The sequence below is a fragment of the Mycolicibacterium agri genome (assembly GCF_002553505.1).
Classification (GTDB): Bacteria; Actinomycetota; Actinomycetes; order Mycobacteriales; family Mycobacteriaceae; genus Mycobacterium; species Mycobacterium agri.
Genome location: NZ_PDCP01000028.1, coordinates 1 through 25,126, shown reverse-complemented (window position 1 = coordinate 25,126; position 25,126 = coordinate 1). Strand labels below are relative to the sequence as shown.

22 protein-coding genes and 1 tRNA gene are annotated in these 25,126 nt (G+C 67.3%); 6 read left to right on the top strand and 17 right to left on the bottom strand.

The window, feature by feature from the left end; all coding sequences use genetic code 11:
• Positions 1-9 precede the first annotated feature (9 nt).
• Positions 10-1,464 (bottom strand): sugar porter family MFS transporter, encoded by a 1,455-nt coding sequence (locus tag CQY20_RS16590; RefSeq protein WP_097941176.1) that lies wholly within the window; start codon positions 1,462-1,464, stop codon positions 10-12.
• Between the two features lie 57 nt (positions 1,465-1,521).
• The gene (locus CQY20_RS16585) at positions 1,522-2,205 is read right to left on the bottom strand and encodes an HAD family hydrolase (protein WP_097941175.1); all 684 of its coding nucleotides are present in this window, start codon (positions 2,203-2,205) and stop codon (positions 1,522-1,524) included.
• A 39-nt stretch (positions 2,206-2,244) separates the two neighbouring features.
• Here CQY20_RS16585 and CQY20_RS16580 point away from each other — a divergent pair, with 39 nt between their 5' ends.
• On the top strand, positions 2,245-3,054 hold the full coding sequence (locus CQY20_RS16580) for an SDR family oxidoreductase (protein WP_097941174.1): 810 nt from the start codon (positions 2,245-2,247) through the stop codon (positions 3,052-3,054).
• A 23-nt stretch (positions 3,055-3,077) separates the two neighbouring features.
• Here the strand turns inward: CQY20_RS16580 and metH are convergent, their stop codons facing one another.
• On the bottom strand, positions 3,078-6,653 hold the full coding sequence (gene metH / locus CQY20_RS16575) for a methionine synthase (protein WP_097941173.1): 3,576 nt from the start codon (positions 6,651-6,653) through the stop codon (positions 3,078-3,080).
• A gap of 169 nt (positions 6,654-6,822) precedes the next feature.
• Between metH and CQY20_RS16570 the strand changes: the two genes are divergently transcribed.
• Complete coding sequence (locus tag CQY20_RS16570; protein ID WP_097941172.1) at positions 6,823-7,704, top strand: PAC2 family protein; 882 nt, start codon at positions 6,823-6,825, stop codon at positions 7,702-7,704.
• A gap of 242 nt (positions 7,705-7,946) precedes the next feature.
• On the opposite strand, the gene CQY20_RS16565 is transcribed toward CQY20_RS16570, so the two are convergent.
• The 9 genes from CQY20_RS16565 to CQY20_RS16525 all read right to left on the bottom strand — a co-directional run bounded on the left by CQY20_RS16565 (position 7,947) and on the right by CQY20_RS16525 (position 15,677).
• Positions 7,947-9,377, bottom strand: a complete 1,431-nt coding sequence (locus tag CQY20_RS16565) for a DUF1254 domain-containing protein (protein WP_097941171.1) — start codon at positions 9,375-9,377, stop codon at positions 7,947-7,949.
• Positions 9,374-10,252, bottom strand: a complete 879-nt coding sequence (locus CQY20_RS16560) for an SDR family oxidoreductase (RefSeq protein WP_097941170.1) — start codon at positions 10,250-10,252, stop codon at positions 9,374-9,376. Before CQY20_RS16560 ends, CQY20_RS16565 begins: the two co-directional genes overlap by 4 nt.
• 9 nt (positions 10,253-10,261) lie before the next feature.
• Positions 10,262-11,500 (bottom strand): cysteine--1-D-myo-inosityl 2-amino-2-deoxy-alpha-D-glucopyranoside ligase, encoded by a 1,239-nt coding sequence (mshC, locus tag CQY20_RS16555; protein WP_097941169.1) that lies wholly within the window; start codon positions 11,498-11,500, stop codon positions 10,262-10,264.
• Between the two features lie 10 nt (positions 11,501-11,510).
• Complete coding sequence (locus CQY20_RS16550; protein WP_097941168.1) at positions 11,511-12,299, bottom strand: 3'(2'),5'-bisphosphate nucleotidase CysQ; 789 nt, start codon at positions 12,297-12,299, stop codon at positions 11,511-11,513.
• A gap of 82 nt (positions 12,300-12,381) precedes the next feature.
• Positions 12,382-13,197: an Rv2133c family protein gene (locus tag CQY20_RS16545; protein ID WP_163701537.1), complete on the bottom strand. Its 816-nt coding sequence runs from the start codon at positions 13,195-13,197 to the stop codon at positions 12,382-12,384.
• Positions 13,181-13,762, bottom strand: a complete 582-nt coding sequence (locus CQY20_RS16540) for an Rv2134c family protein (protein WP_097941167.1) — start codon at positions 13,760-13,762, stop codon at positions 13,181-13,183. The genes CQY20_RS16545 and CQY20_RS16540 overlap by 17 nt, the downstream gene beginning before the upstream one ends.
• A gap of 21 nt (positions 13,763-13,783) precedes the next feature.
• Positions 13,784-14,491, bottom strand: a complete 708-nt coding sequence (locus tag CQY20_RS16535; RefSeq protein ID WP_097941166.1) for a histidine phosphatase family protein — start codon at positions 14,489-14,491, stop codon at positions 13,784-13,786.
• Positions 14,488-15,318 (bottom strand): undecaprenyl-diphosphate phosphatase, encoded by an 831-nt coding sequence (locus CQY20_RS16530; RefSeq protein ID WP_097941220.1) that lies wholly within the window; start codon positions 15,316-15,318, stop codon positions 14,488-14,490. Before CQY20_RS16530 ends, CQY20_RS16535 begins: the two co-directional genes overlap by 4 nt.
• A 44-nt stretch (positions 15,319-15,362) precedes the next feature.
• Positions 15,363-15,677, bottom strand: a complete 315-nt coding sequence (locus CQY20_RS16525; RefSeq protein ID WP_097941219.1) for a hypothetical protein — start codon at positions 15,675-15,677, stop codon at positions 15,363-15,365.
• Between the two features lie 81 nt (positions 15,678-15,758).
• Here CQY20_RS16525 and CQY20_RS16520 point away from each other — a divergent pair, with 81 nt between their 5' ends.
• Genes CQY20_RS16520 through CQY20_RS16510 form a run of 3 tightly spaced genes read left to right on the top strand, consistent with a single transcriptional unit; the run spans position 15,759 to position 18,110 of the window.
• Positions 15,759-16,790 carry a YncE family protein gene (locus CQY20_RS16520; protein ID WP_097941165.1) on the top strand — a complete coding sequence of 344 codons (1,032 nt, stop codon included), beginning with the start codon at positions 15,759-15,761 and terminating at the stop codon, positions 16,788-16,790.
• On the top strand, positions 16,787-17,044 hold the full coding sequence (locus tag CQY20_RS16515) for a DUF5703 family protein (RefSeq protein ID WP_097941164.1): 258 nt from the start codon (positions 16,787-16,789) through the stop codon (positions 17,042-17,044). Before CQY20_RS16520 ends, CQY20_RS16515 begins: the two co-directional genes overlap by 4 nt.
• A 1-nt stretch (position 17,045) precedes the next feature.
• Positions 17,046-18,110 carry a quinone-dependent dihydroorotate dehydrogenase gene (locus CQY20_RS16510; RefSeq protein ID WP_097941163.1) on the top strand — a complete coding sequence of 355 codons (1,065 nt, stop codon included), beginning with the start codon at positions 17,046-17,048 and terminating at the stop codon, positions 18,108-18,110.
• Here the strand turns inward: CQY20_RS16510 and CQY20_RS16505 are convergent.
• Genes CQY20_RS16505 through CQY20_RS16495 form a run of 3 tightly spaced genes read right to left on the bottom strand, consistent with a single transcriptional unit; the run spans position 18,096 to position 20,464 of the window.
• Positions 18,096-18,557 (bottom strand): nitroreductase family deazaflavin-dependent oxidoreductase, encoded by a 462-nt coding sequence (locus tag CQY20_RS16505; protein WP_234816281.1) that lies wholly within the window; start codon positions 18,555-18,557, stop codon positions 18,096-18,098. The two genes, CQY20_RS16510 and CQY20_RS16505, sit on opposite strands and share 15 nt — an antisense overlap.
• 3 nt (positions 18,558-18,560) lie before the next feature.
• The gene (locus CQY20_RS16500; RefSeq protein ID WP_097941162.1) at positions 18,561-19,091 is read right to left on the bottom strand and encodes a YbhB/YbcL family Raf kinase inhibitor-like protein; all 531 of its coding nucleotides are present in this window, start codon (positions 19,089-19,091) and stop codon (positions 18,561-18,563) included.
• A gap of 38 nt (positions 19,092-19,129) precedes the next feature.
• Positions 19,130-20,464, bottom strand: a complete 1,335-nt coding sequence (locus CQY20_RS16495) for a M20/M25/M40 family metallo-hydrolase (RefSeq protein ID WP_097941161.1) — start codon at positions 20,462-20,464, stop codon at positions 19,130-19,132.
• Positions 20,465-20,557: 93 nt separating this feature from the next.
• Here CQY20_RS16495 and CQY20_RS16490 point away from each other — a divergent pair.
• Positions 20,558-20,643: transfer RNA gene (locus CQY20_RS16490), tRNA-Leu, on the top strand.
• 12 nt (positions 20,644-20,655) lie between these two features.
• Here the strand turns inward: CQY20_RS16490 and CQY20_RS16485 are convergent.
• Together CQY20_RS16485 and CQY20_RS16480 are read right to left on the bottom strand one after the other, a co-directional pair.
• Positions 20,656-24,381, bottom strand: a complete 3,726-nt coding sequence (locus tag CQY20_RS16485) for a bifunctional nitrate reductase/sulfite reductase flavoprotein subunit alpha (RefSeq protein WP_097941160.1) — start codon at positions 24,379-24,381, stop codon at positions 20,656-20,658.
• Positions 24,382-24,390: 9 nt separating this feature from the next.
• Positions 24,391-25,126: MFS transporter (locus CQY20_RS16480; protein WP_420093241.1), on the bottom strand; the 736-nt coding region annotated here is incomplete at its 5' end.

Below are 25,126 nucleotides of genomic sequence, written 5' to 3'. Positions count from 1 at the left end.
GACCAGGCTTCAGTGCGCCGGGGTGACGTGCGCCTCGGCGTGCATATCCTCCAGGTGCTTGCCCTTGGTCTCCTCGACCCAGCGCCACACGAACAGGAACGACAGCACCGCGCAGATGGCGTAGAAGCCGTAGGCGATGCCCAACGAGAAGTCGCCCAGCGCCGGGAAGGACGCGGTGATCGCGCAGTTGGCGACCCACTGGGCAGCGGCCGCGAGGCCGAGGGCAGCGCCGCGGATGCGGTTGGGGAACATCTCGCCGAGCAACACCCACACCACCGGGCCCCACGACATGCCGAAGGACACCACGAACAGATTCGCCGCGATCAGGGCGATCGGCCCCGCGGCGCCCTCCAGATGCGGCTGCCCGTCTACGACGGGGGCTGTGCCGAAAATCACCGCCATCGTGCCCAAGGTGATCGCCATGCCGGTGGAGCCGACGAGCAGCAGCGGCTTGCGCCCGACCTTGTCGATCAGCGCGATCGCGATGAGCGTGGTCGCGATGTTCGTCACCGACGTGATCACCGTGATGATGAACGCCTGGCTCTCGCCGAACCCGACGGCCTCCCACAGGACATTCGAGTAGTAGAAGATCACGTTGATGCCGACGAACTGCTGGAAGATCGACAGGAAGACGCCGACCCAGACGATGCCGTAGATGCCACCGGTCGGCTTCTTCAAATCAGCCCAGGACGGCGGCTTTTCCGCCTTCAAGGATTCCTGGATTCGGGTGATCGTCAATTCCAGGTTCTTCTCGCCGAGCAGTCTCGTCAGCACCCTACGTGCTTCCGGAATCCGGTATGTCGCAACGAGATAACGCGGTGACTCGGGAATCGTGAAGGCCAGCGCGCCGTACACGACTGCGGGAACCGCCATCACGACGAACATCCAGCGCCACGCCTCCATGCCCAGCCACAGCACCTCACGCGAGCCGCCGGCCAGGTGCGCCAGCAGCGCGTCGATGGCCAGTGAGACGAAGATGCCGCTGACGATCGCCAGCTGCTGCAGCGACCCCAGCCGGCCGCGGATCCGCGGCGGGGATGTCTCGGCGATGTAGGCCGGCGCGATGACCGACGCGACACCGACACCGATACCGCCGACCACCCGGAAGAATGCGAACATCCCGACGTTGGCCGCAAGACCCGTGCCGAACGCGCTGATCAAGAACAGCAGCGCGGCGATCTTCATCACCGACAGCCGGCCGATCTTGTCCGCAAGCCGGCCCGCGACGACCGCGCCGAGCGCGGCGCCGATCAACGCCGCCGCGACCGCAGCACCGGTCACGCCCTTGCTGATCGCGAAGTGGTCCTCCACGGCCGCCACGGCGCCGTTGATGACCGCACTGTCATACCCGAACAGCAGGCCGCCGAGGGCCGCTACGGAGGCGATCAGGACGACACGGCCGCTGTGTTCGGATTCTTCGTAATCGACGCCTGATGTGGCTTCACCCGCGGGTCCGTGAGTCATGGGACGCCCTTCCGCAGCGTTGCGTGATAGACGTCACATTAGATCACAAACGCCCAGTCAGGCGGTCCGTTCTTCAAACTGCGTAATCAGTTGTGAATGAACGGCACGCAGGTCATCGACGCTGAATTCGGCCAGCGACGACGCGTGACGACGGCGCGGGCCGCCTGGCACCGCTACATCGTTGGGCACCACCAACACCGGGCACCCGGCGCGCTCGGCCGCGGCAGTTCCGGTGACCGAGTCCTCGACAGCCAGGCAGTCCTCCGGCGCAAGGCTCAGCAACGCTGCGGCACGCATGTACGGGTCCGGCGCTGGCTTGCCCTTTGCCACTTCGTCACCGCACACCGTGACCGAGAAATAATGGCGGCCAATGCTGTTGAGCGCGCGATCGGTGAGAACGCGCTCGGTATTGGTCACCAACGCCATCGGGATGCGCTCGGCGGCCAGCTCGTCCAGCAACTCCTTGGCGCCCTCACACCATGGCAGACCTTCCTCGAACAGGTCTGCGGTGTAGTCGCGAAGCCACCGGTTGGACTCGGCCATCGCGGCCGGGTCGAATTCCAAACCGAGGTCGTCATAGACGATCCGGATGGTGTCCTCCGCGACACTGCCCACCATCGACTCTCTAACCGCGGGAGTCAGTTCGCCGCCGAGCCGTTCGTAGAGCGCAGCCAGGGAGATATCCCAGAGTTTTTCGGAGTCGATGAGGGTGCCATCCATATCCCACAGCACCGCCTTCACATCCGCGATTGTGTCACGGGTCCGAGTTAGCGTGAAATCATGACGATTCTTGTGACCGGGGCCACTGGAAACATCGGACGACGCATTGTCGATCACCTGATCGACCTGGGAGCCAACGACATCCGTGCGCTGACGACCGACCCGGCCAAGGCCGACCTGCCCGATGGCGTCACACCGGTTGTCGGCTATCTCGGCAAGCCCGAGACACTGCCCGCCGCGCTGGAGGGCGTCGAGCGGATGTATCTGGCGCCTTTGCCCAGGACACTTTCGGCCACACTCGAAGCGGCGAACGCGGCAAACGTGCAGTACGTGGTTGCCCTGTCCGGCAGCGGGCACTGGCAGGAACACGCCGATCAAATTGCGGCATCGGGCCTCGTCAACATCCAACTCGGGCCGGGCGAGTTCATCGACAATTTCACCATCTGGGCCGAGCAGATCCGCGCGACCCGAACGGTCCGCGAGCCGTACCCGACGACCGTCGAGGCACCCATCACGATGGACGACATCGCGCGCGTCGCCGCGACGCTGCTTGCCCGGCCGGAGCAGACCCACTTCGGGAAGCTGTACCCCATCACCGGTCCTGACGCACTGACCCGCGCCCAGATCGCCGAGCAGATCGGCGTCGGGATCGGCGTCGAGGTGAAATACGAGCAGTGCGGCCGGGAAGAGGCGGAGAAGGCTCTGCGGCCTGCCATGGGCGAGTACGCACGCTGGTATCTCGATCAGATCGCAAGTGGCGTCGACGTCCCTCAGCAGGCCAATCAGCTGGTCGAAGAGCTCACCGGAACGCCGGCTCAGTCAGTAGCGCAGTGGGCGCGTCAGAACGCCGCCCAGTTCGCCCCGACCTAGACGTTTTTGACATCCCGGACGCACTAGACGTTGAAGTACTTGGCCTCGGGGTGGTGCAGCACGAACGCGTCGGTGGACTGCTCGGGATGCAGCTGGAACTCCTCGGACAGGGAGACGCCGATGCGCTCGGGCTCGAGCAGTTCCGCCATCTTCGCCCTGTCCTCCAGGTTGGGGCAGGCGCCGTAGCCGAAAGAGAAACGCGCACCGCGGTAGCCGAGTTTGAAGAAGTCCTCGACGGAGTCGGGGTCTTCGGCGACCATCGCGTGGTCACCGAACCTGAGCTCCTCGCGAACGCGCTTGTGCCAGTACTCGGCCAGCGCCTCGGTCAACTGCACACTGATCCCGTGCACCTCCAGGTAGTCGCGGTAGGCGTTGGACGCGAACAGCTGGTTGGCAAAGTCAGCAATCGGCTGGCCCATCGTCACGAGTTGGAACGGCAATACATCGACCTGACCGAGTTCAGCGGCCCGCTCGCGCGAACGGATGAAATCGGCGACGCACAGGAACCGTCCGCGCTGCTGGCGCGGAAAGGTGAACCGCACCCGTTCGGGCGCATCCGGTTTCGGCTCCGACAGCACGATCACGTCGTCGCGTTCGGAGACGGCCGGGAAGTAGCCGTAGACAACGGCAGCATGCGCAAGGATGCCGTCGGTGGACAGTCGGTCCAACCAGTAGCGCAGCCGCGGCCGTCCCTCCGTTTCCACCAGGTCCTCGTAAGAGGGGCCTTCGCCGCCGCGGACACCGCGTAAGCCCCACTGGCCCAAGAAGAGTGCGCGCTCATCGAGCATTCCGGTGTAGTCGGCGACCGCGATGCCCTTGACGATCCTGGTGCCCCAGAACGGCGGGGTTGGTACGTCGACGTCGACGGCGACATCGGAACGCTCCGGTATCTCGACCGGTGTCTCTTTCGCTTTGCGCTCAGCGGCAATGCGTTTCGAGCGCTCGTGCCGCGCCTTGCGCTCGGCTTCCTTCTCCCGCGCGGCGATGGCTTCCGGGCTGTCGGTATCGGGAGCCTCGCCCCTCTTGACACTCATGATGCTGTCCATCAGCCGCAAGCCTTCGAATGCGTCGCGCGCGTAGTGGACTTCGCCCTCGTAGACCTCGGCGAGGTCGTTCTCCACGTAGGTGCGGGTCAGCGCGGCGCCACCGAGCAGCACGGGGTACTTCTGGGCCACCCCGCGGTTGTTCATCTCCTCGAGGTTTTCCTTCATCACCACGGTTGACTTCACGAGCAGCCCCGACATGCCGACGACATCGGCGCTCTTGTCCTCCGCCACTTCGAGAATGTTGGAGATGGGCTGCTTGATGCCGATGTTGACGACCTCATAGCCGTTGTTGCTCAGGATGATGTCGACCAGGTTCTTGCCGATGTCGTGCACGTCGCCCTTGACCGTGGCCAGCACGATGCGGCCCTTGCCTGCGTCGTCTTCGGCCTTCTCCATGTGCGGTTCGAGGTAGGCCACCGCGGTCTTCATCACCTCGGCGGACTGCAACACGAACGGCAGCTGCATCTGGCCGGAGCCGAACAGCTCACCGACGGTCTTCATGCCGGCCAGCAGGTTCTCGTTGATGATCTCCAGCGGCGGTTTCTCTTTCATGGCCTCGTCGAGATCGGCCTCGAGGCCGTTGCGTTCACCGTCGACGATGCGCTGTGCCAGCCGCTCCATCAGCGGCATCTTGGCCAGTTCGGCGGCCCGCGATTCCTTCGACGACGACGCGGACACACCCTCGAACAGCCGCATCAGCTCCTGCAGCGGGTCGTAGCCCTCGCGGCGGCGGTCGTAGATCAGATCCAGCGCGATCGTGCGCTGCTCTTCGGGGATCCGGTTCATCGGCAGAATCTTGCTGGCGTGCACGATCGCCGAATCCAGCCCTGCCTCCTGGCACTCGTGCAGGAAGACAGAGTTCAGCACTTGGCGCGCAGCGGGATTCAGCCCGAACGAGATGTTCGACAGGCCGAGCGTGGTCTGCACATCGGGATGCTTCTGCTTGAGCTGTCGGATCGCCTCGATGGTCTCGGCCCCGTCGCGGCGGGATTCCTCTTGCCCGGTGCAGATGGTGAAGGTCAGGCAGTCGATGAGGATCGACGACTCGTCGACGCCCCAGTTGCCGGTGATGTCGGCGATCAAGCGCTCGGCGATCTCGACCTTTTTCTCAGCGGTGCGGGCCTGGCCCTCTTCGTCGATGGTCAACGCGGCGACGGCGGCGCCGTGTTCAGCCACCAGTTCCATCGTCTTGTGGAAGCGCGATTCTGGCCCGTCGCCGTCCTCGTAGTTAACCGAGTTGATCGCGCAGCGGCCACCGAGATGCTCCAAACCGGCCTGCAGCACTGCGGTTTCGGTGGAGTCCAGCATGATCGGCAGCGTGGAGGCGGTGGCCAACCTACTGGCCAGCGCCGTCATGTCGGCGGCGCCGTCACGGCCGACGTAGTCGACGCACAGGTCGAGCAGGTGTGCCCCGTCGCGGGTCTGCTCCTTGGCGATGTCAAGGCACTTCTGGTAGTCCTCGGCGATCATCGCCTCACGGAATGCCTTGGACCCGTTGGCGTTTGTCCGCTCGCCGATCATCAGCACCGACGCGTCCTGATGGAACGGCACCGACGTGTACAGCGACGACACCGCGGGTTCGTACGTGATGTGACGTTCGGCGCGGGTCACGCCGGGGATGGCTTCGGCGACGCGGCGGATGTGCTCGGGCGTGGTGCCGCAGCAGCCGCCGACTAGCGACAGGCCGTAGTCGGCGACGAAGCCGGTCAGCGCCTCGGCGAGTTCGTCGGGCTGCAAGGGGTATTCGGCGCCGTTCGGGCCCAGCACAGGCAGTCCTGCGTTCGGCATCACCGACACCGGGGTGCGGGCGTGCTGCGACAGATAGCGCAGATGCTCGCTCATCTCCGCGGGACCCGTCGCGCAGTTCAGCCCGATCATGTCAACGCCGAGCGGTTCGACCGCCGTCAACGCGGCGCCGATCTCGCTGCCCAGCAACATGGTTCCAGTGGTCTCGACGGTGACGTGCGCGAAAACCGGGATGTGGCGGCCGAATTGGGCCATCGCGCGGCGCGAGCCCAGCACCGCGGCCTTGAGCTGCAACAGGTCTTGGCACGTTTCGACCAGGATTGCGTCGGCCCCGCCCTCGAGCATGCCCAGCGCCGCCTCGAGGTAGGCGTCGCGGATGAGTGCGTACTCGGTGTGCCCGAGCGTCGGCAGCTTGGTGCCGGGCCCCATCGAGCCGAGCACATAGCGCTTGCGCTCCGGTGTGGTCATCTCGTCGGCGACGCGGCGCGCGATGGTGGTGGCCTTCTCCGAAAGCTCGCGGATCCTGTCGGCGATGTCGTAGTCGCCGAGGTTGCTCAGGTTGCAGCCGAAGGTATTGGTCTCGACCGCGTCCGCGCCGGCCTCGAAGTAGTTGCGGTGAATCTGCTCGATGACATCGGGGCGGGTCTCGTTGAGGATCTCGTTGCAGCCCTCGAGCTGATTGAAGTCGTCGAGGGTGAGATCCGCCGCCTGCAGCTGGGTGCCCATGGCGCCGTCACCCACCAGGACCCGCTCCGACAGAGCGTCGAGGAGGTCAGTGTCATAAGCGCGGGCGTCAGGAGCAGTCACATAGTCAGGGTAGTCGGTCTATGCAAACGGCCCGCCGGTCAACGCGCGTTTGCAGATCGCTCCTGGTCAACGGCGTAAACGGAGCGTCGCACATCGGGGCGCCGTCAAACACGCGCCGGCGCCGGGCCATGGCGGCTCCTTTCCACCCCTCAGGCCTTACGCTGAAGTTGTGACGGCGGCGAAATCGAGCGGACGCGAACTGCCCGAACTGCGCAACACGGTCGTGATTGCAGCGTTCGAAGGGTGGAACGACGCTGGTGACGCCGCCAGCGACGCGCTCGAGCACCTGGACGCGATCTGGGAGGCCGAGCCGATCATCGAGATCGACGACGAGTCCTACTACGACTACCAGGTCAATCGCCCGGTCATCCGGCAGATCGACGGCGTGACCCGCGAGCTCGTCTGGCCGTCGATGCACATCTCGCACTGCCGCCCGCCAGGATCCAATCGCGACATCGTGTTGATGCACGGCGTCGAACCCAATATGAAGTGGCGCACATTCTGCGCCGAGCTGCTGGCGATCGCCGACAAGCTCAACGTCGACACCGTCGTCATTCTCGGCGCGCTGCTGGCGGACACGCCGCACACGCGGCCCGTCCCGGTGTCGGGCGCGGCCTACTCCCCCGATTCGGCTCAGTTCTTCGGGCTGGAAGAGACCCGCTACGAAGGCCCGACCGGTATCGCTGGCGTGTTCCAGGACGCCTGCGTCGCCGCGGGCATCCCCGCGGTGACCTTCTGGGCCGCAATCCCCCACTACGTCTCGCAGCCGCCCAACCCAAAGGCCACGGTGGCGCTGCTGCGCAGGGTCGAGGACGTCCTCGACATCGAGGTGCCGCTGGGCGATCTGCCGAGCCAGGCAGAGGAGTGGGAGCAGGCGGTCAGCGAGATGACCGCCGAGGACGAGGAGATCGCCGACTATGTGGCATCCCTCGAACAGCGCGGCGACGCCGAGGTCGACATGACCGAGGCGCTGGGCAAGATCGACGGCGACGCCCTGGCCGCCGAGTTCGAGCGCTACCTCCGCCGCCGCGGCCCGGGCTTCCGCGGCTGACCACCCCCTCACTCATTTTCGGCGAGCGGGCGTGTCTGCAGCGGACACGCCGATGTTTTGTGCGATTTCGCGCACGCTCGCGACGGCTAAGCGCGCGCGCGAGAGCTGGGCGCCACCGATGTGCGGCACACCAATAGGTGGCCGACGACACCGGAACGTGGCCGCGAGCGTGCGCAAACTCCGGTTTTCCTACGGCGTGTCGGCTGCAGACACGCCCGCTCGCCGTATGGAGGGAAGGGGAACTAGACCTTTTCGGGTTTGGGGGCTTTCCACGTGCCGTTGAGCGCGTCGGGCTTGGGCCAGTACAGCCGCAGCACCAGCGCGAACGGACCCTTCGGCGCAGGCAGCCAATTGGACTCCTTGCCGGCGCCCGGCGACTCGTTCTGGATGTAGAACGTGTAGCCGCCGTCGCTGTCGGGCACCAGGCTGGGCAGCATCGGCGAATTGATCAAATACCGATTGATCGGGTTGTCCACCAGCAGGCTCTGCGGCAGCTCGTACATCGTCAGCGACCAGAACGCGTTGACCGGCGGCAGCTGGTCCTTGCCGAAGCGGTAGACGTACTTGTCGGCCCCCGACAGGGGTTCGCCCGAAGAGTCGGTGGTGAAGCTCGGATACATGGCCTCGGCGGCGGTGTTGCCGTAGATGCCGAGCACCGCCCCGGCCATCCGGTAGAGGTAATTGCCTTTCAGATCCGAAGCCGAACCGAAAAAGTCCGCGGCGCCGACGTCGCCGGTGTCGACCTTCTGTTTCTTGAAATCGGTGAATTCCGTCCAGGCGTCGGCCATTCCGGCCTCCACCGCTGACCGCATCTCGGGGCTGAGCTCGTCGGCGTCGAAGTCGCCGTCGGGTCCGATGCCGATGGACGCGAAGCGCTCGCGCAACCCGTCCTCGTTGGGCAGGGCCGGCGCGAAACGCATTGCGAAATTCAGGATTTCGAAGAACTGCGGAGACGTCCGCTGCTGCTCCGGGGTGAGCGGCGGCACGAAGTCGATGGCAGGAGCCGGCGCGGGCGGCGGCTGGTTCAGGTAGACCGACAGCGGCGTCACCTGATAGCCGGCCTGAATCCTCTTGACCTGTTCCAGGTCGGAGGGGCCGAACAGCTGCGTGCGGTAGAGCACCAGCATCAGGTCGGTGTCGGAGCGGATCACCTCGTCGATGCCGTCGGGCTTGTCGCCCTTCCAGTTCGGCCCGGCCAGCAGGTACGTGCCGCCGCCGTTGCCCGTCGTGCGGCTGCCGACGTAGGCGGTGTTGTAGGTGTACAGGTCGACGAACTGCAGGGAGTAGTAGCGATCCTGCTCGATCGGGGGCACGGTCAACACCAGCGGCTCGGTGCGCAGATCGGCGCCGACGGCCGAGTACGGCGTGTCCGAGTTCGGCGTCTGGACGGTTTTGTCCTCGGGCGTGAAAACCCTTGCCGTACTATGGATTTCGTTCCAGCCGCCCTTGTACTCCGGGTTCTGCTTGTTGACGAAGTAGGAGTACATCACCCGATAGTTGTCGACCATCGGAAAGCCGTAGACGTAGGCCTCCTTGGCGATCGCACGGGCTTGCTCAGGTGTCACGGCAGCCGGCTCCGGCGCGGGGGTGGTCGTCGGCTCGTCTACCTCCTCGGCAGTGCAACCCGCGAGCAGGAGTAGCGCCGCGAGAAGCAGCGCGACGCGCCGAATCACCCGTGTTCCAGCGCTTGGTTGCGAGCGCTCATCGAGCGGCCCGCCGCGGCCACCTCGGCGTCCATCTTGTCCAGCAGATCCGGCACCGACTTGAGCACGGGGGCTTCGCCCACCGGCGACGACAACAGCGGCTTGAGCCACCGCATCACACCCACCCACTGCGGGCAGTTGATGCGGCGCTTGCGTTCCTCGATGCCTCTGACGAACGCCTCGCCGCACCGCTCAACCGACGTGGTCCTGCCGAGCGGTTTAGGCAGTCGCTTGAGCATCTCCAGGAACGTCGACAGGTCCGACTTGCTTTCCCGCACCATCGGGGTGTCGATCCACAGCATGTGCGCCGAACCGACGGCGACACCGCGGTGGGCGACCTCCAGCCGCAGCGCGTTGGCGAAGTGCTCGACTGCGGCCTTGGAAGCGTCGTAGGGCGCCATGCCTGCCGCCGCGGCGTAGGCCGCCGCCGACGACACGATCAGCACATAGCCGCGGCGCTCGATCACCGAGGGCAGGGCCGCGCGCACCGTGTGGAATACACCGACGACGTTGACGTCGATGAGCGTCTTGAACGCGTTGGGGTCGACGCCGAGGACCGAGCCGTATGTGGCGATGCCGGCGTTGGCCATCACGATGTCGATTCCGCCGAACTTCTCGACGCCCGCATTGACGGCGGCCTCCATCTCGCCGAGATCGCGTACGTCCGCCACGACGGTCAGCACCCGCCGCTCATCCAGCCGACCTGCCACCTCCTTCAGCTGCGCCTCGTCGATGTCGGTGAGCACCAGCTTGGCGCCCTTGTCATGCAGTCGGCGGGCGACTTCGGCGCCAATCCCGTTGGCGCCGCCGGTGATGAAGACGACCTTTCCGTTCACAGAACTCATGGCCGCAGGTTACAGCTCGACGCCCAGCAGCGCGTCGACCGCTGTGGCCACGGCGCGCGGCGCGGCGCTGTCGTGGCCACCGTAGGTGAGTGCGTCGGTCGCCCAACCGTCCAGCGCCGCAAGCGCCTTCGGCGTGTCGAGGTCGTCGGCGAGGTAGCGGCGGACCCTGGCGATGACGTCGGTCGCGTCGGGCCCCGCATTCAGCTCGGTGGCCGCGCGCCACCGCTGCAGGCGGGCATTGGCCTCGTCGAGCACCTCGGGGCTCCACGACCGGTCTGCGCGGTAGTGTCCGGCCAGCAGCCCCAGCCGGATCGCGGCCGGATCGACGCCGTCGGCGCGCAGCTGCGATACCAGCACCAGGTTGCCGCGGCTCTTGCTCATCTTGTGGCCTTGCCAGCCGATCATCCCGGCGTGCACGTAAAGGCGGGCGAATCGCCGCTCCCCCGTTACACATTCGGCGTGCGCGGCGGAGAACTCGTGATGCGGGAAGATCAGGTCGCTGCCCCCGCCCTGAATGTCAAGGCCGGTGCCGATCCGGCTGAGCGCGATCGCCGCGCATTCCACGTGCCAGCCCGGCCTGCCGGGGCCGAACGGCGACGGCCAGCTCGGCTCTCCGGGCCGCTGCGCCCGCCACAGAAGCGCGTCGAGTTGGTCGCTCTTGCCTTTGCGGTCCGGGTCGCCGCCCCGCTCACCGAACAGGCGCAGCATGGTGTCGCGGTCGTAGCCGGATTCGTAGCCGAACTGCACGGTGGCGTCGGCGCGGTAGTAGACGTCGGGATGGTCAGGGTCGTCGACGATGTATGCCGCCCCGGAGGCCAGCATCTTCTCCACCAGCTCGACGACCTCGGCGATGGCCTCGGTGGCGGCGACGTAGGAGTGCGGCGGCAGCACCCGCAACGCGGACATGTCCTCGGCGAACAGCGCCGTCTCGCGGTCGGCCAGCTCGCGCCAATCGACACCGTCGCGGTCGGCCCGCTCGAACAGCGGGTCGTCGACGTCGGTGATGTTTTGCACGTAGTTGACCCGATGGCCGGCGTCCAGCCACAGCCGGTGCACCAGATCGAATGTCAGGTAGGTCGCCGCGTGGCCGAGGTGGGTGGCGTCGTACGGGGTGATGCCGCACACATACATCGTCGCCGTCTCGCCCGCCGCCACCGGCCGCACCTGCCGGTCGGCGGTGTCGTACAGCCGCAGCTGCGGACCGCGTCCCGGCAGCACTGGGAGGTTGGGCGCCTGCCACGACTGCATGCTTTCGACTCTAGGGGGTTCGAAATGGAGGGTTCCTGACGACCGACCGGATTGCGGTCAGCAGCACGTCGGCGAGCTCGGCGCGGCACATCAGCAGGTCCGGAAGATAGGGGTCGCGGCGGTTGTAGAGCAACGGCGAGCCGTCCAGCCGTGAGGCGTGCAGCCCCGCAGCGCGCACCACGCCCGCAGGCGCCGCAGAATCCCATTCCCACTGCCCACCCGCATGCAGATAGGCGTCGACGTCGCCGTTGACCACGGCCATCGCCTTGGCGCCTGCGGACCCGATGCGGATCAGCTCGATGTCCATCTGATCGGCCAGCCGCCACAGCACCGCTGGCGGACGGCTGGCGCTGGCGGTGACGCGGATCGGGCCCTCCCCGCGCGGAGGCGGCGGAACGACGGTGTCGGTGCGGTACACCCTCCCGAACGCCGGCAGCGCGACGGCCGCGTCGGTGATGCCGTCCTCGGCGCGTCCGTCCCCGGCCCGCTGCCACAGCGCGATGTGCACCGCCCAGTCGTTGCGCAGCGTGGAGAACTCCCACGTGCCGTCCAACGGGTCGACGATCCAGACGCGGTCGTGGTGCACCCGCGACAGGTCGTCGACGGCCTCCTCCGACAGCACCGCGTCGCCGGGTCGTTCCCGCGCCAACCCTTCGAGGATCAGCTCGTTGGCCCGCTTGTCGCCGGCATCGCCGAGGTCGTAGGGGTCCCAGTAGCGTTCCTCCTTGCGCACCCGGAGGAGGAGCTCACCGGCTTCGCGGGCCAGCTCGGCGGCCAGCGCTGCGTCGGTGAGGGTCACCCCTGCAGTATTGCCGAACGGCGCGGTGGTGACCGATCGGGGCGCGCGGTCCTACCGCCACAACGCAGCGACGGCGCAGGCTTCAGAAGGCAGGCCACGGGATCGGCCGGTGCCGATCAGGCGACGGCATGACCGGATTGTCCAGCAGCGCAATGGCTCTGCGGCGCAGCGCGGCGACCTCGCGGCCGGTGATGTGCTCCCGAAGCTGCTCGCCCAGCGGCCCTCGCACGTCGTCGCGCAGCCGGGCCACGGTCTCGAGCGTCTCGTCGTCGACCGGCTTGCCCGCCCAACCCCACAGCACCGTGCGCAGCTTGTCCTCGACGTGCATGCTCACCCCGTGATCGACGCCGTAGACGCGGCCGTCGACACCGCACAGGATGTGGCCGCCCTTGCGGTCTGCGTTGTTGATCAGCACGTCGAACACGGCCATCCGGCGCAGCCGACTGTCGTCGGCGTGCACCAGCGTGACCTCGTCGCCCGCGTAGTCGTAGGCGCGCAGCACCGGCAGGAACCCGGGTGGGATATGGCCTGCCGGCAGTAGATCAACCAGATCGGGTCCCGACTCGGGATTCTCGCCGACCTCGTCGCCGGGCTGGTCGACCCACAGCTGCAACATCCCCCTGCCCGCGGGGCCGTCACGAATGATCGTGTAGGGCACGATGTCCCAGCCCAGCGCCGACGACACCAGATAGGCGGCCAGCTCGCGACCGGCCAGCGTGCCGTCCGGGAAGTCCCACAACGGCGCCTCGCCCGCGATCGGCTTGTAGACGCAGTGCACGGTCAGGCCGTCGAGTTCGGCCTCGCACAGGAAGGTGGCATTGCTCGCGGAACGGATGCGGCCGATGACGGTCAGCTCACCGCGCCGCAACGCCTCGCGAGCTCTAGAGTTCGCTGTCATCGTCGGACTCGAGCAGGCTGCGCCGATAGCCATTCGTGCGCACGCAGATGTGCCCCTCCGGGTCGAGAGGCTCGTCGCACAGCGGGCACGGCGGCCGGCCGGCCGAGATGACACGGTTGCTTCGGGTCGCGAACTGACGCGCGGATTCCGGGGTGAGGAAGACGCGCACGGCGTCGGGTCCTTCCTCGGCGTCGTCGAGCACGACCGAGGCGTCGAATTCGGTCTCCGAGACCGCCAGCAACTCGACGACCACGGTTTGCGCCTCAGAGTCCCAGCCGAGGCCCATCGTGCCGACCCGGAACTCGGCGTCCACCGGGGTGATCAGCGGGCTCAGATCCTCCGGTTCGGTCTCCGGCGGGATCGGGGTGCCGAATCGGCGGTTGATCTCCAACAGCAGCGCCGCGATCCGCTCAGCGAGCACCGCGACCTGCTGCTTCTCCAGCACCACCGAGACCACCCGCTTGTCGTGCACCGCCTGCAGGTAGAAGGTCCGGTTCCCGGGCTGGCCGACGGTCCCGGCCACGAAGCGGTCGGGTGTTCGGAAGACATGGATTGCGCGGGCCATTGCCCTTCCAAAATACCGCGCTCAGTCCGTTGAGCCGCCCACCACCGCGTCTCCGGGCGGCACGTCTTTCGACTCGCCGTCGCCCTTTTCGGAGGGTTTTGCCGTCAGGCTCGACGCGAGGTGGTCACCGGTGTGGTTCACGTGAACCACGAAGGGCCGCAGCGCTGTGTACCGGATCACACTCATCGACGCGGGATCGGCGGTGATGCGCTGGAACGTGTCCAAATGGGTGCCGAGCGCGTCGGCCACGATCGCCTTGATCACGTCGCCGTGCGTGCAGGCCAGCCATAGCACGTCGCCCTCGTGCTTCTCGGACAGCGCACGGTCGTGCTCGCGGATCGCGGCCACTGCGCGGGCCTGCACGTGGGCCAGGCCTTCGCCGTCGGGGAACACCGCCGCGCTGGGCTGCTGCTGCACCACCGCCCACAGCGGCTCCTTGACCAGCTCGCCGATCTTGCGGCCGGTCCACTGCCCGTAGTCCACCTCGGAGATCCGCTCGTCCAGCACCGGCTCCAGTCCCAGCGCCGACGCCAGCGGTTCGACGGTGCGGCGACACCGCAGCAGCGGCGAGGACACGATGGCGCGGATCGGCAGCGAGCCGATGCGCCTCACCAGCTCCTGGGCCTGTTCGCGCCCCTTCTCGTCGAGGTCGACGCCCTCGCTGCGGCCCGCCAGGGTCTGGGCGGTGTTGGAGGTCGAGCGGCCGTGCCGCAGCAGGATGACGGTCACGATGCGGCCACCACCCCGGTGCCGAGCAGGATCAACACCACCGCGCCCAGCGCGATGCGGTAGCCGACGAACCAGTACATCGAGTGCCGGACCAGGAACCGCAGGAACCACGCCACCGCGGCGAAGCCGACGATGAACGCGATGATCGTGGCGACGAGAAGCTGAGCGCCACTTGCGCTCATGCCCTCGCCCACCGGATGGAAAGCGTCCTTCAGGGAGTACAACCCGGATGCGAACACCGCGGGAATGGCCAACAGAAAGCCGAATCGGGCGGCCAGTTCGCGGTCCAAGCTGAGAAACAGGCCCGCGCTGATCGTCGCGCCGGATCGCGATACGCCCGGCACCAGCGCCAAACATTGGGCCAGCCCGACGATCACGCCGTCGCGCCACGTGAGTTGTTCGACATGGCGGGTCTGCCTGCCGAAGTACTCAGCGGCTGCGATCACCGCGGAGAACACCACCAACATCGTCGCGATAAGCCACAAATTCCTTGCACCCGTACGGATTTGGTCTGTGAAGAACAGGCCGACCACGCCGATCGGAATGGTGCCGATGATCACATACCAACCCAGACGGTAGTCCGCGTTGCGACCGGTGGCGTTGAAAAGGCCAGTGACCCAAGCCTTGACGATTCGGGCGATGTCACGGGCGAAGTACACCACCACCGCAAGCTCGGTGCCGATCTGCGTCACCGCAGTGAACGATGCGCCCGCGTCGTCGGCGAAAAACAACCGCGACGCAATGGCCAGATGACCCGATGAGGAGACCGGCAGGAACTCGGTAAGCCCCTGCAGCACCGACAACACGACGACCTGCAGCCATGACATCGCCGGCGCCTCGATCACGACGACGACCGTACCGTGAAGGTTCGTCAGCGCGCTGAGCGCGGCACCGGCTGCGCGTTGGCCACCGCGTCGCGCACGGCTGCCACCAGGCTGCGTTCGTCGAACAAGTCGATGTCATTTGCCTTTCGTGTTGCGGTGGCGATGACATCTTCGGCCTGCGGAACGGGACCGGACAGTCGGGGACGGTAGACCTCGACGATCAACTGCTGATGTTCGACATGGAAAGAGAAGCTGCGCCCCTCACCCGCTTGGCCAAATCCACTGGCGTGCAGACCAGTCCAAACATCTTCGATAGCAAACCCGCTGTCGGCCGAATAACGATTACTCGGCGCAAGGCTCATGATCAGACCATACCCCGTGAGTGCGCGTGCATACACTGGCTGTTCGATTCCCATTCACTTTGCACCGCAGAGAGCTACCCGTTGAAGACACGCGTCAAACCTGCAGGTCAGTTGGCCTTTTGCAGCGCTCTTCTGCTGGTCGCATGCGGCGTGGGGGCGTGCTCTTCGAATCCGGCCGACACGCCGCCACCGACGATCACACCCGCGGAGGCCGCGGTTTCTCCGCCCACGACGCGCCCGCCTGCCGGACAGGTGCGCCCGCTGAGCGGTAACCCGTTCGCCGCGCTGTTCGATCCAGCAACGGCGTCACTGGTCGCGCTCGCCCCCGACAAGCCCGGCACGGCGGCGCTGACCGTCGTGCCCGCCGACGGCGCCACCAGGTCCGTTGCACTGCCCGCCGCCGCGACGGCGATCGCCGGCGCCGACGGGCGTGTCTACGCCGCCACCCGCGGCGGGTACTTCGCCGTCGACGTCGCGACGGGACGCGTCGACCGGTTCGACGTCGACGGGCAGGCCGGCACCGAGTTCACCGCGATCGCGCGGCGCGCCGACGGCAGGTTGGTGCTGGGCAGCGCCGACGGCGCGGTCTACACGCTGGGCTCCGACACCACGGTGGCCGCGCAGTTGAAGATCTTCGCGCGGGTCGACGCGATCGTCACGCAGGGCGATACCGCGGTCGTGCTCGACCGCGGCCAGACGTCGGTGACCACCGTCGACGCCAGCGGCGAGAAGGCGCAGCACGCCCTTCGGGCAGGCGAGGGCGCCACCACCCTGGCCGCCGACTCGATGGGGCGCGTGCTCGTCGCCGACACCCGGGGAGGCGCATTGCTGGTGTTCGGGACCGATCCGCTGATGTTGCGGCAGCGCTACCCGGTCCGCGGCGCCCCATACGGCCTGGCAGCGACGTCACAACTGGCGTGGGTGTCCCAAACCGAGACCAACACCGTGATTGGTTACGATTTATCGACCGGAATTCCCGTGGAGAAGGTGCGTTACCCAACCGTGCAGCAGCCGAATTCCCTGGCCTTCGACGAGGCATCTGGCACCCTGTATGTGGTGTCGGGTTCGGGAGCAGGAGTGCAGGTGATTCCAAACGCCGGAGTGGCCCGGTGACGGCGGTTCAGCGTGGCCGCATGCCACCGGGGTGGGATGCCGATCTGTCAGACGAATACGACTGGGTGCCGCTGCGGCTGCCGCCCGACCTCACTCGCATCAGCGCCTCCACGCGGCTGTCCATCGAGGCGGAGTATCGCGGCTGGGAGTTGACCAGGGTCCGGCTGTACACCGACGGCAGCCGCCGAGTGTTGTTGCGCCGCAAGAAATCTGCCGCCAACAGCCTGGACATCGCCGACCAGCCAGCGATGTAAGGTGGCCTACCGCACCCTTCGACGGGCCCTCTTCCTGGTGCCGCCGGAGCGCATCCACACCTGGGTTTTCGCCGGTCTGCGCGCGGCGACGAAGCCGGGACCGGCCCGCGAAGCCCTGAAAAAGAAGCTGGCGCCGCAGGATCCGGTGCTGGCGAGCACCGTGTTCGGCGTCCGCTTCCCCGGGCCGATGGGGTTGGCGGCCGGCTTCGACAAGAACGGCGTCGGCCTGCACACCTGGGGTGCGCTTGGCTTCGGCTACGCAGAGGTGGGCACCGTCACCGCGCAGCCGCAGCCGGGCAACCCGAAACCGCGGATGTTCCGGCTGCCCGCCGACCGGGCGCTCCTCAACCGGATGGGGTTCAACAACGACGGTGCGGGCGCGCTGGCGTTGCGACTGGCGCAGCACACGCCGGACGTGCCGATCGGGGTCAACATCGGCAAGACCAAAATCGTGCCGGCCGAACGCGCCGTCGACGACTACCGGGAAAGCGCCCGGCTGGTCGGCCCGCTGGCGACCTATCTGGTGGTCAACGTCAGCTCGCCGAACACGCCCGGGCTGCGTGACCTGCAGGCTGTGGAGTCGCTGCGGCCCATTCTGGCGGCGGTGCAGCAGGAAACGAGCACGCCGGTGTTGGTGAAGATCGCGCCGGACCTTTCCGACCCCGATATCGACGAAATTGCCGATCTGGCAGTCGAATTGGGGCTGGCCGGCATCGTCGCCACCAACACCACGGTGTCGCGGGAGGGGCTTGTCACGCCGGGCGTCGACCAGCTCGGGCCCGGCGGGATATCCGGTGCGCCGCTGGCCCGGCGCTCGGCCGAAGTGCTGCGTCGGCTTTACCGGCGCGTCGGCGACAAGCTGGTGCTGATCAGCGTGGGCGGCATCGAAACCGCCGACGACGCCTGGCAGCGCATCACCGCGGGCGCGTCGCTGCTGCAGGGCTACACCGGCTTCGTCTACGGCGGCGGGCTGTGGGCCAAGCACATTCACGACGGCATCGCCGAGCGGCTGCACGCCGGCGGCTTCGCGTCGCTGTCGGAGGCCGTCGGCTCAGCGGCGCGTTAGCGACAGCGTCAGCATCGGCAGGTCGAGCTCGGGGGTCTGCAGCGCCGCCGCCAGCGTCGGCTCGATGCGCGCCCACGCCTGCGGATGGTTTTGTGCGTAGTTGTCCAACGTCGCCTTGGCCGCCTCGCGGTCCATGGGCGTGGCCACCGCGGGCACGTCGCGGTCGAATCCCACGCTGACCCGGACATGCGGGTTGGCCACCACGTTGCGGTACCACTGCGCGCGCTCGCCGAAGCCGGAGACGATCACGTACTCGTCGGGAGCGGGCCGTTCGACCACCTCCAGCACGGCGTAGCGGCGGGCGCCGGTCTTGCGGCCGATGTGCTCGAGCAGCAGCAAGCGGTGGCCCATCAGGAAGCCGAGCCGCAGCCGGTAGAGCCAGATCGGCGCGCGGACCACCGCGCGGTTCTGAAGTAAGCGGGCGAGAAGCTCGCTAATTCTGCTCACTCGCTAATTCTGCTCATAGGTGCCGTGGATGATGGCCCGTCCGACGGCCTGCTGGAACAGGTTGAAACCGAGGAACGCCGGCGTCGCGTTCTCGGGGAGGTCCAGTTTCTCCACGCCGACTGCGTGCACCACGATGAAGTAGCGATGCACCCCGTGTCCCGGCGGCGGCGCCGCGCCGATGTAGCGCTTCATCGCCGCGTCGTTGGCCAAAGTGATTGCGCCGCCTGGCAATTCGCTGCCGTCGCCAGCGCCTGCGGGCAGTTCGGTGACCGAGGCGGGCAGGTTCGCGACGGCCCAGTGCCAGAAGCCCGACGCCGTCGGCGCGTCAGGGTCGTAGACGGTCACGGCGAAGCTGCGGGTCTCCTCGGGGAAGCCAGACCAGCTCAGCTGCGGGGAGATGTCCTTGCCGCCGGCGCCCATGATGCCGCTGACCTGATCGTTGGGCAGCGGTTGGCCGTCGGTCACCGATTCCGACGTCAGCGTGAACGACGGCAGCTTCGGCAGATGGTCGTACGGGTTGTACGGGAATGCCATTGGGATCCTTTCGTCTTGTCGTATTGCTATTCGTCGGGCTAGCAGTGCAACAGGAAATGCTCGAGAACTTCGGCGCCGAACGTCAGCGCATCAACGGGTACCCGCTCGTCGACGCCGTGGAACAACGCCGCGAAGTCCAGATCGGGCGGCAGCTTCAGCGGCGCGAACCCGAAGCAGCGGATGCCCAGCTTCGCGAAGTGCTTGGCGTCGGTGCCGCCGGACAGCATGTACGGCACGGTGCGCGCCTCGGGATCGGCGGCCAGGATTGCGTTGTTCATCGCCTCCAGCAGGTCGCCGTCGAAGCTGGTCTCGTAGGCCGGCAGGTCGGTGATCCACTCACGGGTGACGTCGGGGCCGATGAGTTCGTCGACCTCGCGTTCGAAGGCCGCCTGCCTGCCGGGCAGCACGCGGCAGTCGACGACGGCCTCCGCGGTGCCCGGGATGACGTTGGCCTTGTAGCCGGCCTTGAGCATGGTCGGATTGGCGGTGTCGCGCAGCGTCGCGCCGACGATCTTGGCGATCGGGCCGAGCTTGGCGATCGTGCCCTCGAGGTCGGGCGAGTTGACGTCGAAGGTATAGCCCGTTTCCTCCGCGACGGCGGTGAGAAACTGCTCGACCGCGTCGGTCATCACCACCGGGAACTGGTGGCGGCCCAGCCGGGCGGTCGCCTCGGCCACAGCCGTGACCGCGTTGTTGTCGTGCACCATCGAGCCGTGGCCGGCGCGCCCGCGCGCGGTCAGCCGCATCCACTTCATCGCCTTTTCGGCGGTCTCGATCAGGTACAGGGTGCGTTCCCCGCCGTCGCGGCGCGGGATCGTCAGCGAGAAGCCGCCAACCTCGCCGATCGCCTCGGTGACGCCCTCGAACAGGTCGGGGCGGTTCTCGACCAGCCATTTGCAGCCGTACGTTCCGCCGGCCTCCTCGTCGGAGACGAAGCCGAACACCAGGTCGCGCGGCGGCACCGTGCCCGACCGTTTGAACGCGCGGGCCACCGCGATCATCATGCCGACCATGTCCTTCATGTCGACCGCGCCGCGGCCCCACACGTAGCCGTCCTCGAGGGCGCCAGAGAACGGGTGCACGCTCCAGTCCGACGCCTCGGCGGGCACCACGTCGAGGTGGCCGTGCAGCATCAGGGCCCCGCGGCTGGAGTCCGCGCCCTTCAACCTGGCGAACACATTGGCCCGGCCGGGCGCGCCCGCCTCGATGTATTCGGTCTGGTAGCCGACCTCGGCCAGCTGCTCGGCCACCCATCGGGCACATTCGGCCTCGCCTTTGGTGGTCGCGGGGTCACCGGTGTTCGACGTGTCGAACCGGATCAGCGCGCGGACAAGGTCCACCACCTCGGCGGCAGCATTGAGAGGTTGGCTCACAGTCCCCTTTCCTACCACCCGAGCCGCCGCCGGGTTTGGGCCATGGCCCGCTGATCCGATAGCCTTAGCTGCCCAGCTGTTGTGCGGGGCGCTGTCCGAGTGGCGGAATGGCAGACGCGCTAGCTTGAGGTGCTAGTGCCCTATTAACGGGCGTGGGGGTTCAAGTCCCCCCTCGGACACTCTTCGAACTCTCAGTAGACGTCTCGCACGTAGCGCTTGTCGGCGACGAGTTCGCGCTTGTACTGGCGGGCGGCGTCCTCGCTCATCCTGCCGTGGGTCTTGATGATCTTCGTGAGCGCGGCATCGACGTCGCGGGCCATCTTCGACGCGTCGCCGCACACGTAGAAATGGGCGCCGTCGGACAGCCAGCGCCACACCTCGGCGCCGTTCTCGAGCATCTTGTGCTGCACGTAGACGCGGTCGGCCTGGTCGCGGGAGAACGCCAGATTCAGTCTGGTGAGAAAGCCGTCGCGGGCCATGTCCTCGAAATCGTCTCGGTAGTAGAAGTTTTCGCGGTACCGCTGCTCGCCGAAGAACAACCAGTTGCGCCCGGTGTGGCCGAGCGCGCGGCGCTCCTGCAGGAAGCCGCGGAACGGCGCGATGCCGGTGCCGGGGCCGACCATGATCATCGGCGTTGACGCATCCGCTGGCGGGCGGAAGTGCGGCGAGCGCTGCAGAAACACGGGCACCCGCACCGAGTCCGCGCGGTCGGCGAGAAACGTCGAGCACACCCCGCCGCGTTGGCCGCCCCGCCGCCCCCGGTAGCGCACCACCGACACCGTCAGCTGCACCTCGTGCGGGCTGACCAGCGGGCTCGACGAGATCGAGTAGTTCCGCGGCGTGAGCCGCACCAGCACCTGCTGCCACTGCGCGGGCTCCGCGCGCACCCTGAACTCCTCGACGATGTCCAGGCCGTTGCGGCCGTCCAGCCACTTGGCCAGCCGCGCCGACGGCGCCCGCAGTACTTTGGCGGCCGCTGGGTCGCTGCAGTTCTCGGCGACGAACCGCAGCAGGTCGGGCGTGACCCGGCAGATGTCGTAACAGCGTGTCAGCGCCTCACGCAGCGTCAACGGCGCGTCGTCGACCTCGACGGTCTCCCCGCCGTCGAGTCCGGTGGCGGCCAGCCACGCATCGACGACGGCCGGGCCGTTGGTGGCACACACCCCCAGCGAATCGCCGACCGCGTATCCGACGTCGAACTCGGAGATGTCAACCCCCAACTGCCGCACCTCTTTTGGCGACCGCGGCGCGGTCAGCATCGTGTTGCGACAGAGTTTTGCGCCGACCGGAGCGGCCCTGGTGAACGGCTCGTCCGCCTCGATCGCCTGCTCGGTGTCCGCGCCCAGCATGGCCGCCACCCGGTTCGTCCACTGCGCCATCGGCGCGCTGTCGTGCGCCTCGAACTCAGCGCGGTCCACCAGCTTCTGCGCGCCGAGATGGGCCAGCCGAGCGTCGATCGACTTTGCGTAGCCGCAGAAGTCGGCGTAGGAGCGGTCGCCGATGCCGAGTACCGCGTAGCGCAGCCCCTGCAGCGCGGGGGCGTTCGGGCCGCCCAGGCGGTCCCAGAACGCCGTCCCGTTGTCCGGCGGTCCGCCGTCGCCGAACGTGCTGGTCACGATGACCACGTCGCGTGCGGTCTTCAGCCGCGACAGCGGCACCTCGTCCATGTTGGCCAGCCGCGATCCGCTGATCCGCCTGGCCAGCCGCGCGGCGACGTCCTCGGCGATGCCGGTCTGCGACGCCCACAACACGAGCGCCCCGTCTCCCCTGGCCGCGGGTTCGTCCACCTGCGTGACGGCAGGCGCAGGCCCGGCGGGGCGGGCGCTGACGGCGCACACCTTGAACTCCGGCTGCAACGACTCGGCGTCGACGGCGTCGTTGGTCAACTGGTTGACGGTCAGATGCTCGCCGTGCTCGTCGTTCCAGTGAAACGGCGCAAAGCAATTGCCTTGCCGCACCCGGTCCGTCACGACAGCAGGCAGCACCGCGCGTCCGCGACGGGACGTCAATTCGACCGGCTGGCCGTCGGTGATGCCCATCGCCGCCGCGTCGGATGGGTGCAGCTCGACGAACGGGCCGCTGTTGAGCTTGTTGAGTTTGGTGACCCTGCCGGTCTTGGTCATCGTGTGCCACTGATGCTGCAGCCGACCGGTGTTGAGCACCAACGGGAATTCGCCGTCCGGCAGCTCCCGCGGCTCGATGTGCGGACGCGGGTGAAACACCGCACGCCCCGACGGGGTCGGGAACACGACCCGCCCGGTTTCGACGTACCGGAGGGGGTTGCGCGCATCCCCGTTGGGCGGACACGGCCATTGCACGGGTGTCTGGCGCAGTCGTGCGTAGCTGACGCCGCGCAGGTCATACCCGGTCTGCGGGTTGGAGAAGCGGCGGATCTCGTCGAAAACCTGTTCGCTGGAGTCGAAGTCGAAGTGCTCACCGAAGCCCAGGTGCGTGGCGACCTGGCAGATCAGCTGCCAGTCGGGTCGGGCCTGGCCGACCGGCGGGATCGTGGCCGGCAGCAGCGTCATCGTCCGTTCGGAGTTCACCATGACGCCATCGGACTCGGCCCACATCGCCGCGGGCAGCACGATGTCGGCGTAGCGGTTCGTCGCTGTCGACGCGTACGCGTCCTGCGTGATGACGAGCTCGGCGGCCTGCAGCCCTTCCACCACGGTGCTTCGGTTCGCCACGCTGGCAACGGGATTGGTGCAGATGATCCAGCACGCCTTGATGTCGCCTGCCGCGAGCTTCTCGAACATCCCGATGGTGCCGGGACCGGCGTCGTCGCGGATAGTCCCTGTGCGCAGGCCCCACTGTTGTTCGACGAACTCACGGTCGGCGGGTGACAGCACCGACCGCTGGCCGGGCAATCCCGGTCCCATGTAACCCATTTCGCGACCGCCCATCGCATTCGGTTGACCGGTCAGCGACAACGGGCCGCCGCCCGGGCGGCAGATCGCGCCGGTGGCCAGATGCAGGTTGCAGATCGCGTTGGTGTTCCAAGTGCCGTGCGTGCTCTGGTTCAGGCCCATCGTCCAGCAGCTCATCCATTCGCGCGCCTCGGCGATCATGCGGGCCGCCGTGCGGATGTCGGCTTCCGGAATGCCGGTGATGGCGGCGACGCGCTGCGGTGGATAGTCGGCCAGGAACGCAGGCATGCGGTCCCAGCCTTCGGTGTGTTCGGCGATGAAATCGGAGTCGATGTCATCGTTTTCGACCAGCAGATGCAGCAGACCGTTCAGAAGGGCGAGGTCGGTGCCGGGTTTGATCTGCAGGAAGAGGTCGGCCCGCTGCGCGGTCGCGGTGCGGCGCGGGTCGACGACGATCAACTTTGCGCCGGCCTTCATCCGCTCGGCCATCCTCAGAAACAGCACCGGATGACAGTCGGCCATGTTCGAGCCGATCACGAAAAACAGGTCGGCGCAGTCGAAGTCGGCGTAGGACCCCGGCGGCCCGTCGGCGCCGAGCGATTGCTTGAAGCCGGTCGATGCGCTGGCCATGCACAGCCGCGAGTTGGACTCGATGTGCACGGTCCGCAGAAATCCCTTGGCCAGCTTGTTGGCCAGATACTGCGCCTCGATGGACATCTGACCGGACACGTAGAGCGCGACCGAGTCGGGGCCGTGCTGCTCGACGATGGCGCGCAGCCTGCGTGCGGCCTCGGCGACGGCGTCGTCGACCGGGGTGGGGACCGGCGTATGACCGCGAGACGGCCGCACCAGCGCCGTTTTGAGCCGCCCGCTGTCGGCGGCCATCATCTCGGCGTGTGTGGCGCCCTTGGTGCACAACCGTCCGAAGTTGGCCGGGTGCAGCTTGTCGCCGGTGACGCCGGCGATGACGCGCGCGCCCACATCGGTGGTGACCTCGATGCCGCAGCCCACACCGCAGTACGAGCACGCCGTCCTGGTGACCATCATCCCGCGCTCTCAACCCGCGGGCGCAGGCACCGTACCCGCGAGCTGGCCCGCGCGGCTCCGAGCAGGCCGCATCCGCAGGAACACCACCCACGTCACCATCGCGCAGATCACGTAGAACACCAGGAACACCCAGAACGCGTTGGTCGCCGACTTCGCCTCGCCCACATAGGAAGCGCGCAGCACGACGTTGATGAACACGCCACCCAGCGCCCCGGTCGCACCGGCGAATCCGATCAAGGCACCGGACATTCCGCGCGACCACGCGGCCTTCTCGTCTCGGCTCCAATCGTCGTGGCCCTGCGCCTTCGCTTCGAAGATCGACGGGATCATCTTGTAGGTGGACCCGTTGCCGATGCCTGACAGGATGAACAACGCGATGAAACCGACGACGTAGGCGACCATTTGGCCGCCGGTGGGCGCTTCGGCCATACGGTCGTCGAGGATGCCGGCAACGACGAGGATGCCTGCGGCGAAGATCATCGCGATGAAGGTGTACATGGTGATCTTGCCGCCGCCGATGCGGTCGGCGAGCTTGCCGCCGTAGGGACGTGAGATGGAGCCGAGCAGCGGGCCGATGAACGCGATCTGGGCCGCGTGCAGGGCCGCCTGCGCGGTTGTGTCGCCGGCGGCGAGGAAGTTGATCTGCAGCACCTGGCCGAAGGCGAAGGAGATTCTCAATGACGTTGTCAAGCGGCCGCAGCAGTAGTTGTGGGCTGGTAGACGGCGTGGTCGCGGAGCATTGCCC

Coding starts and splice junctions, on each gene's coding strand:
- CQY20_RS16590 (WP_097941176.1), bottom strand. CDS start 1,464: ATGACTCACGGACCCGCGGGTGAAGCCACATCAGGCGTCGATTACGAA.
- CQY20_RS16580 (WP_097941174.1), top strand. CDS start 2,245: ATGACGATTCTTGTGACCGGGGCCACTGGAAACATCGGACGACGCATT.
- CQY20_RS16560 (WP_097941170.1), bottom strand. CDS start 10,252: ATGAGTTCTGTGAACGGAAAGGTCGTCTTCATCACCGGCGGCGCCAAC.
- mshC (WP_097941169.1), bottom strand. CDS start 11,500: ATGCAGTCGTGGCAGGCGCCCAACCTCCCAGTGCTGCCGGGACGCGGT.
- CQY20_RS16545 (WP_163701537.1), bottom strand. CDS start 13,197: ATGACAGCGAACTCTAGAGCTCGCGAGGCGTTGCGGCGCGGTGAGCTG.
- CQY20_RS16540 (WP_097941167.1), bottom strand. CDS start 13,762: ATGGCCCGCGCAATCCATGTCTTCCGAACACCCGACCGCTTCGTGGCC.
- CQY20_RS16530 (WP_097941220.1), bottom strand. CDS start 15,318: ATGTCATGGCTGCAGGTCGTCGTGTTGTCGGTGCTGCAGGGGCTTACC.
- CQY20_RS16525 (WP_097941219.1), bottom strand. CDS start 15,677: ATGAGCCTTGCGCCGAGTAATCGTTATTCGGCCGACAGCGGGTTTGCT.
- CQY20_RS16500 (WP_097941162.1), bottom strand. CDS start 19,091: ATGGCATTCCCGTACAACCCGTACGACCATCTGCCGAAGCTGCCGTCG.
- CQY20_RS16485 (WP_097941160.1), bottom strand. CDS start 24,381: ATGATGGTCACCAGGACGGCGTGCTCGTACTGCGGTGTGGGCTGCGGC.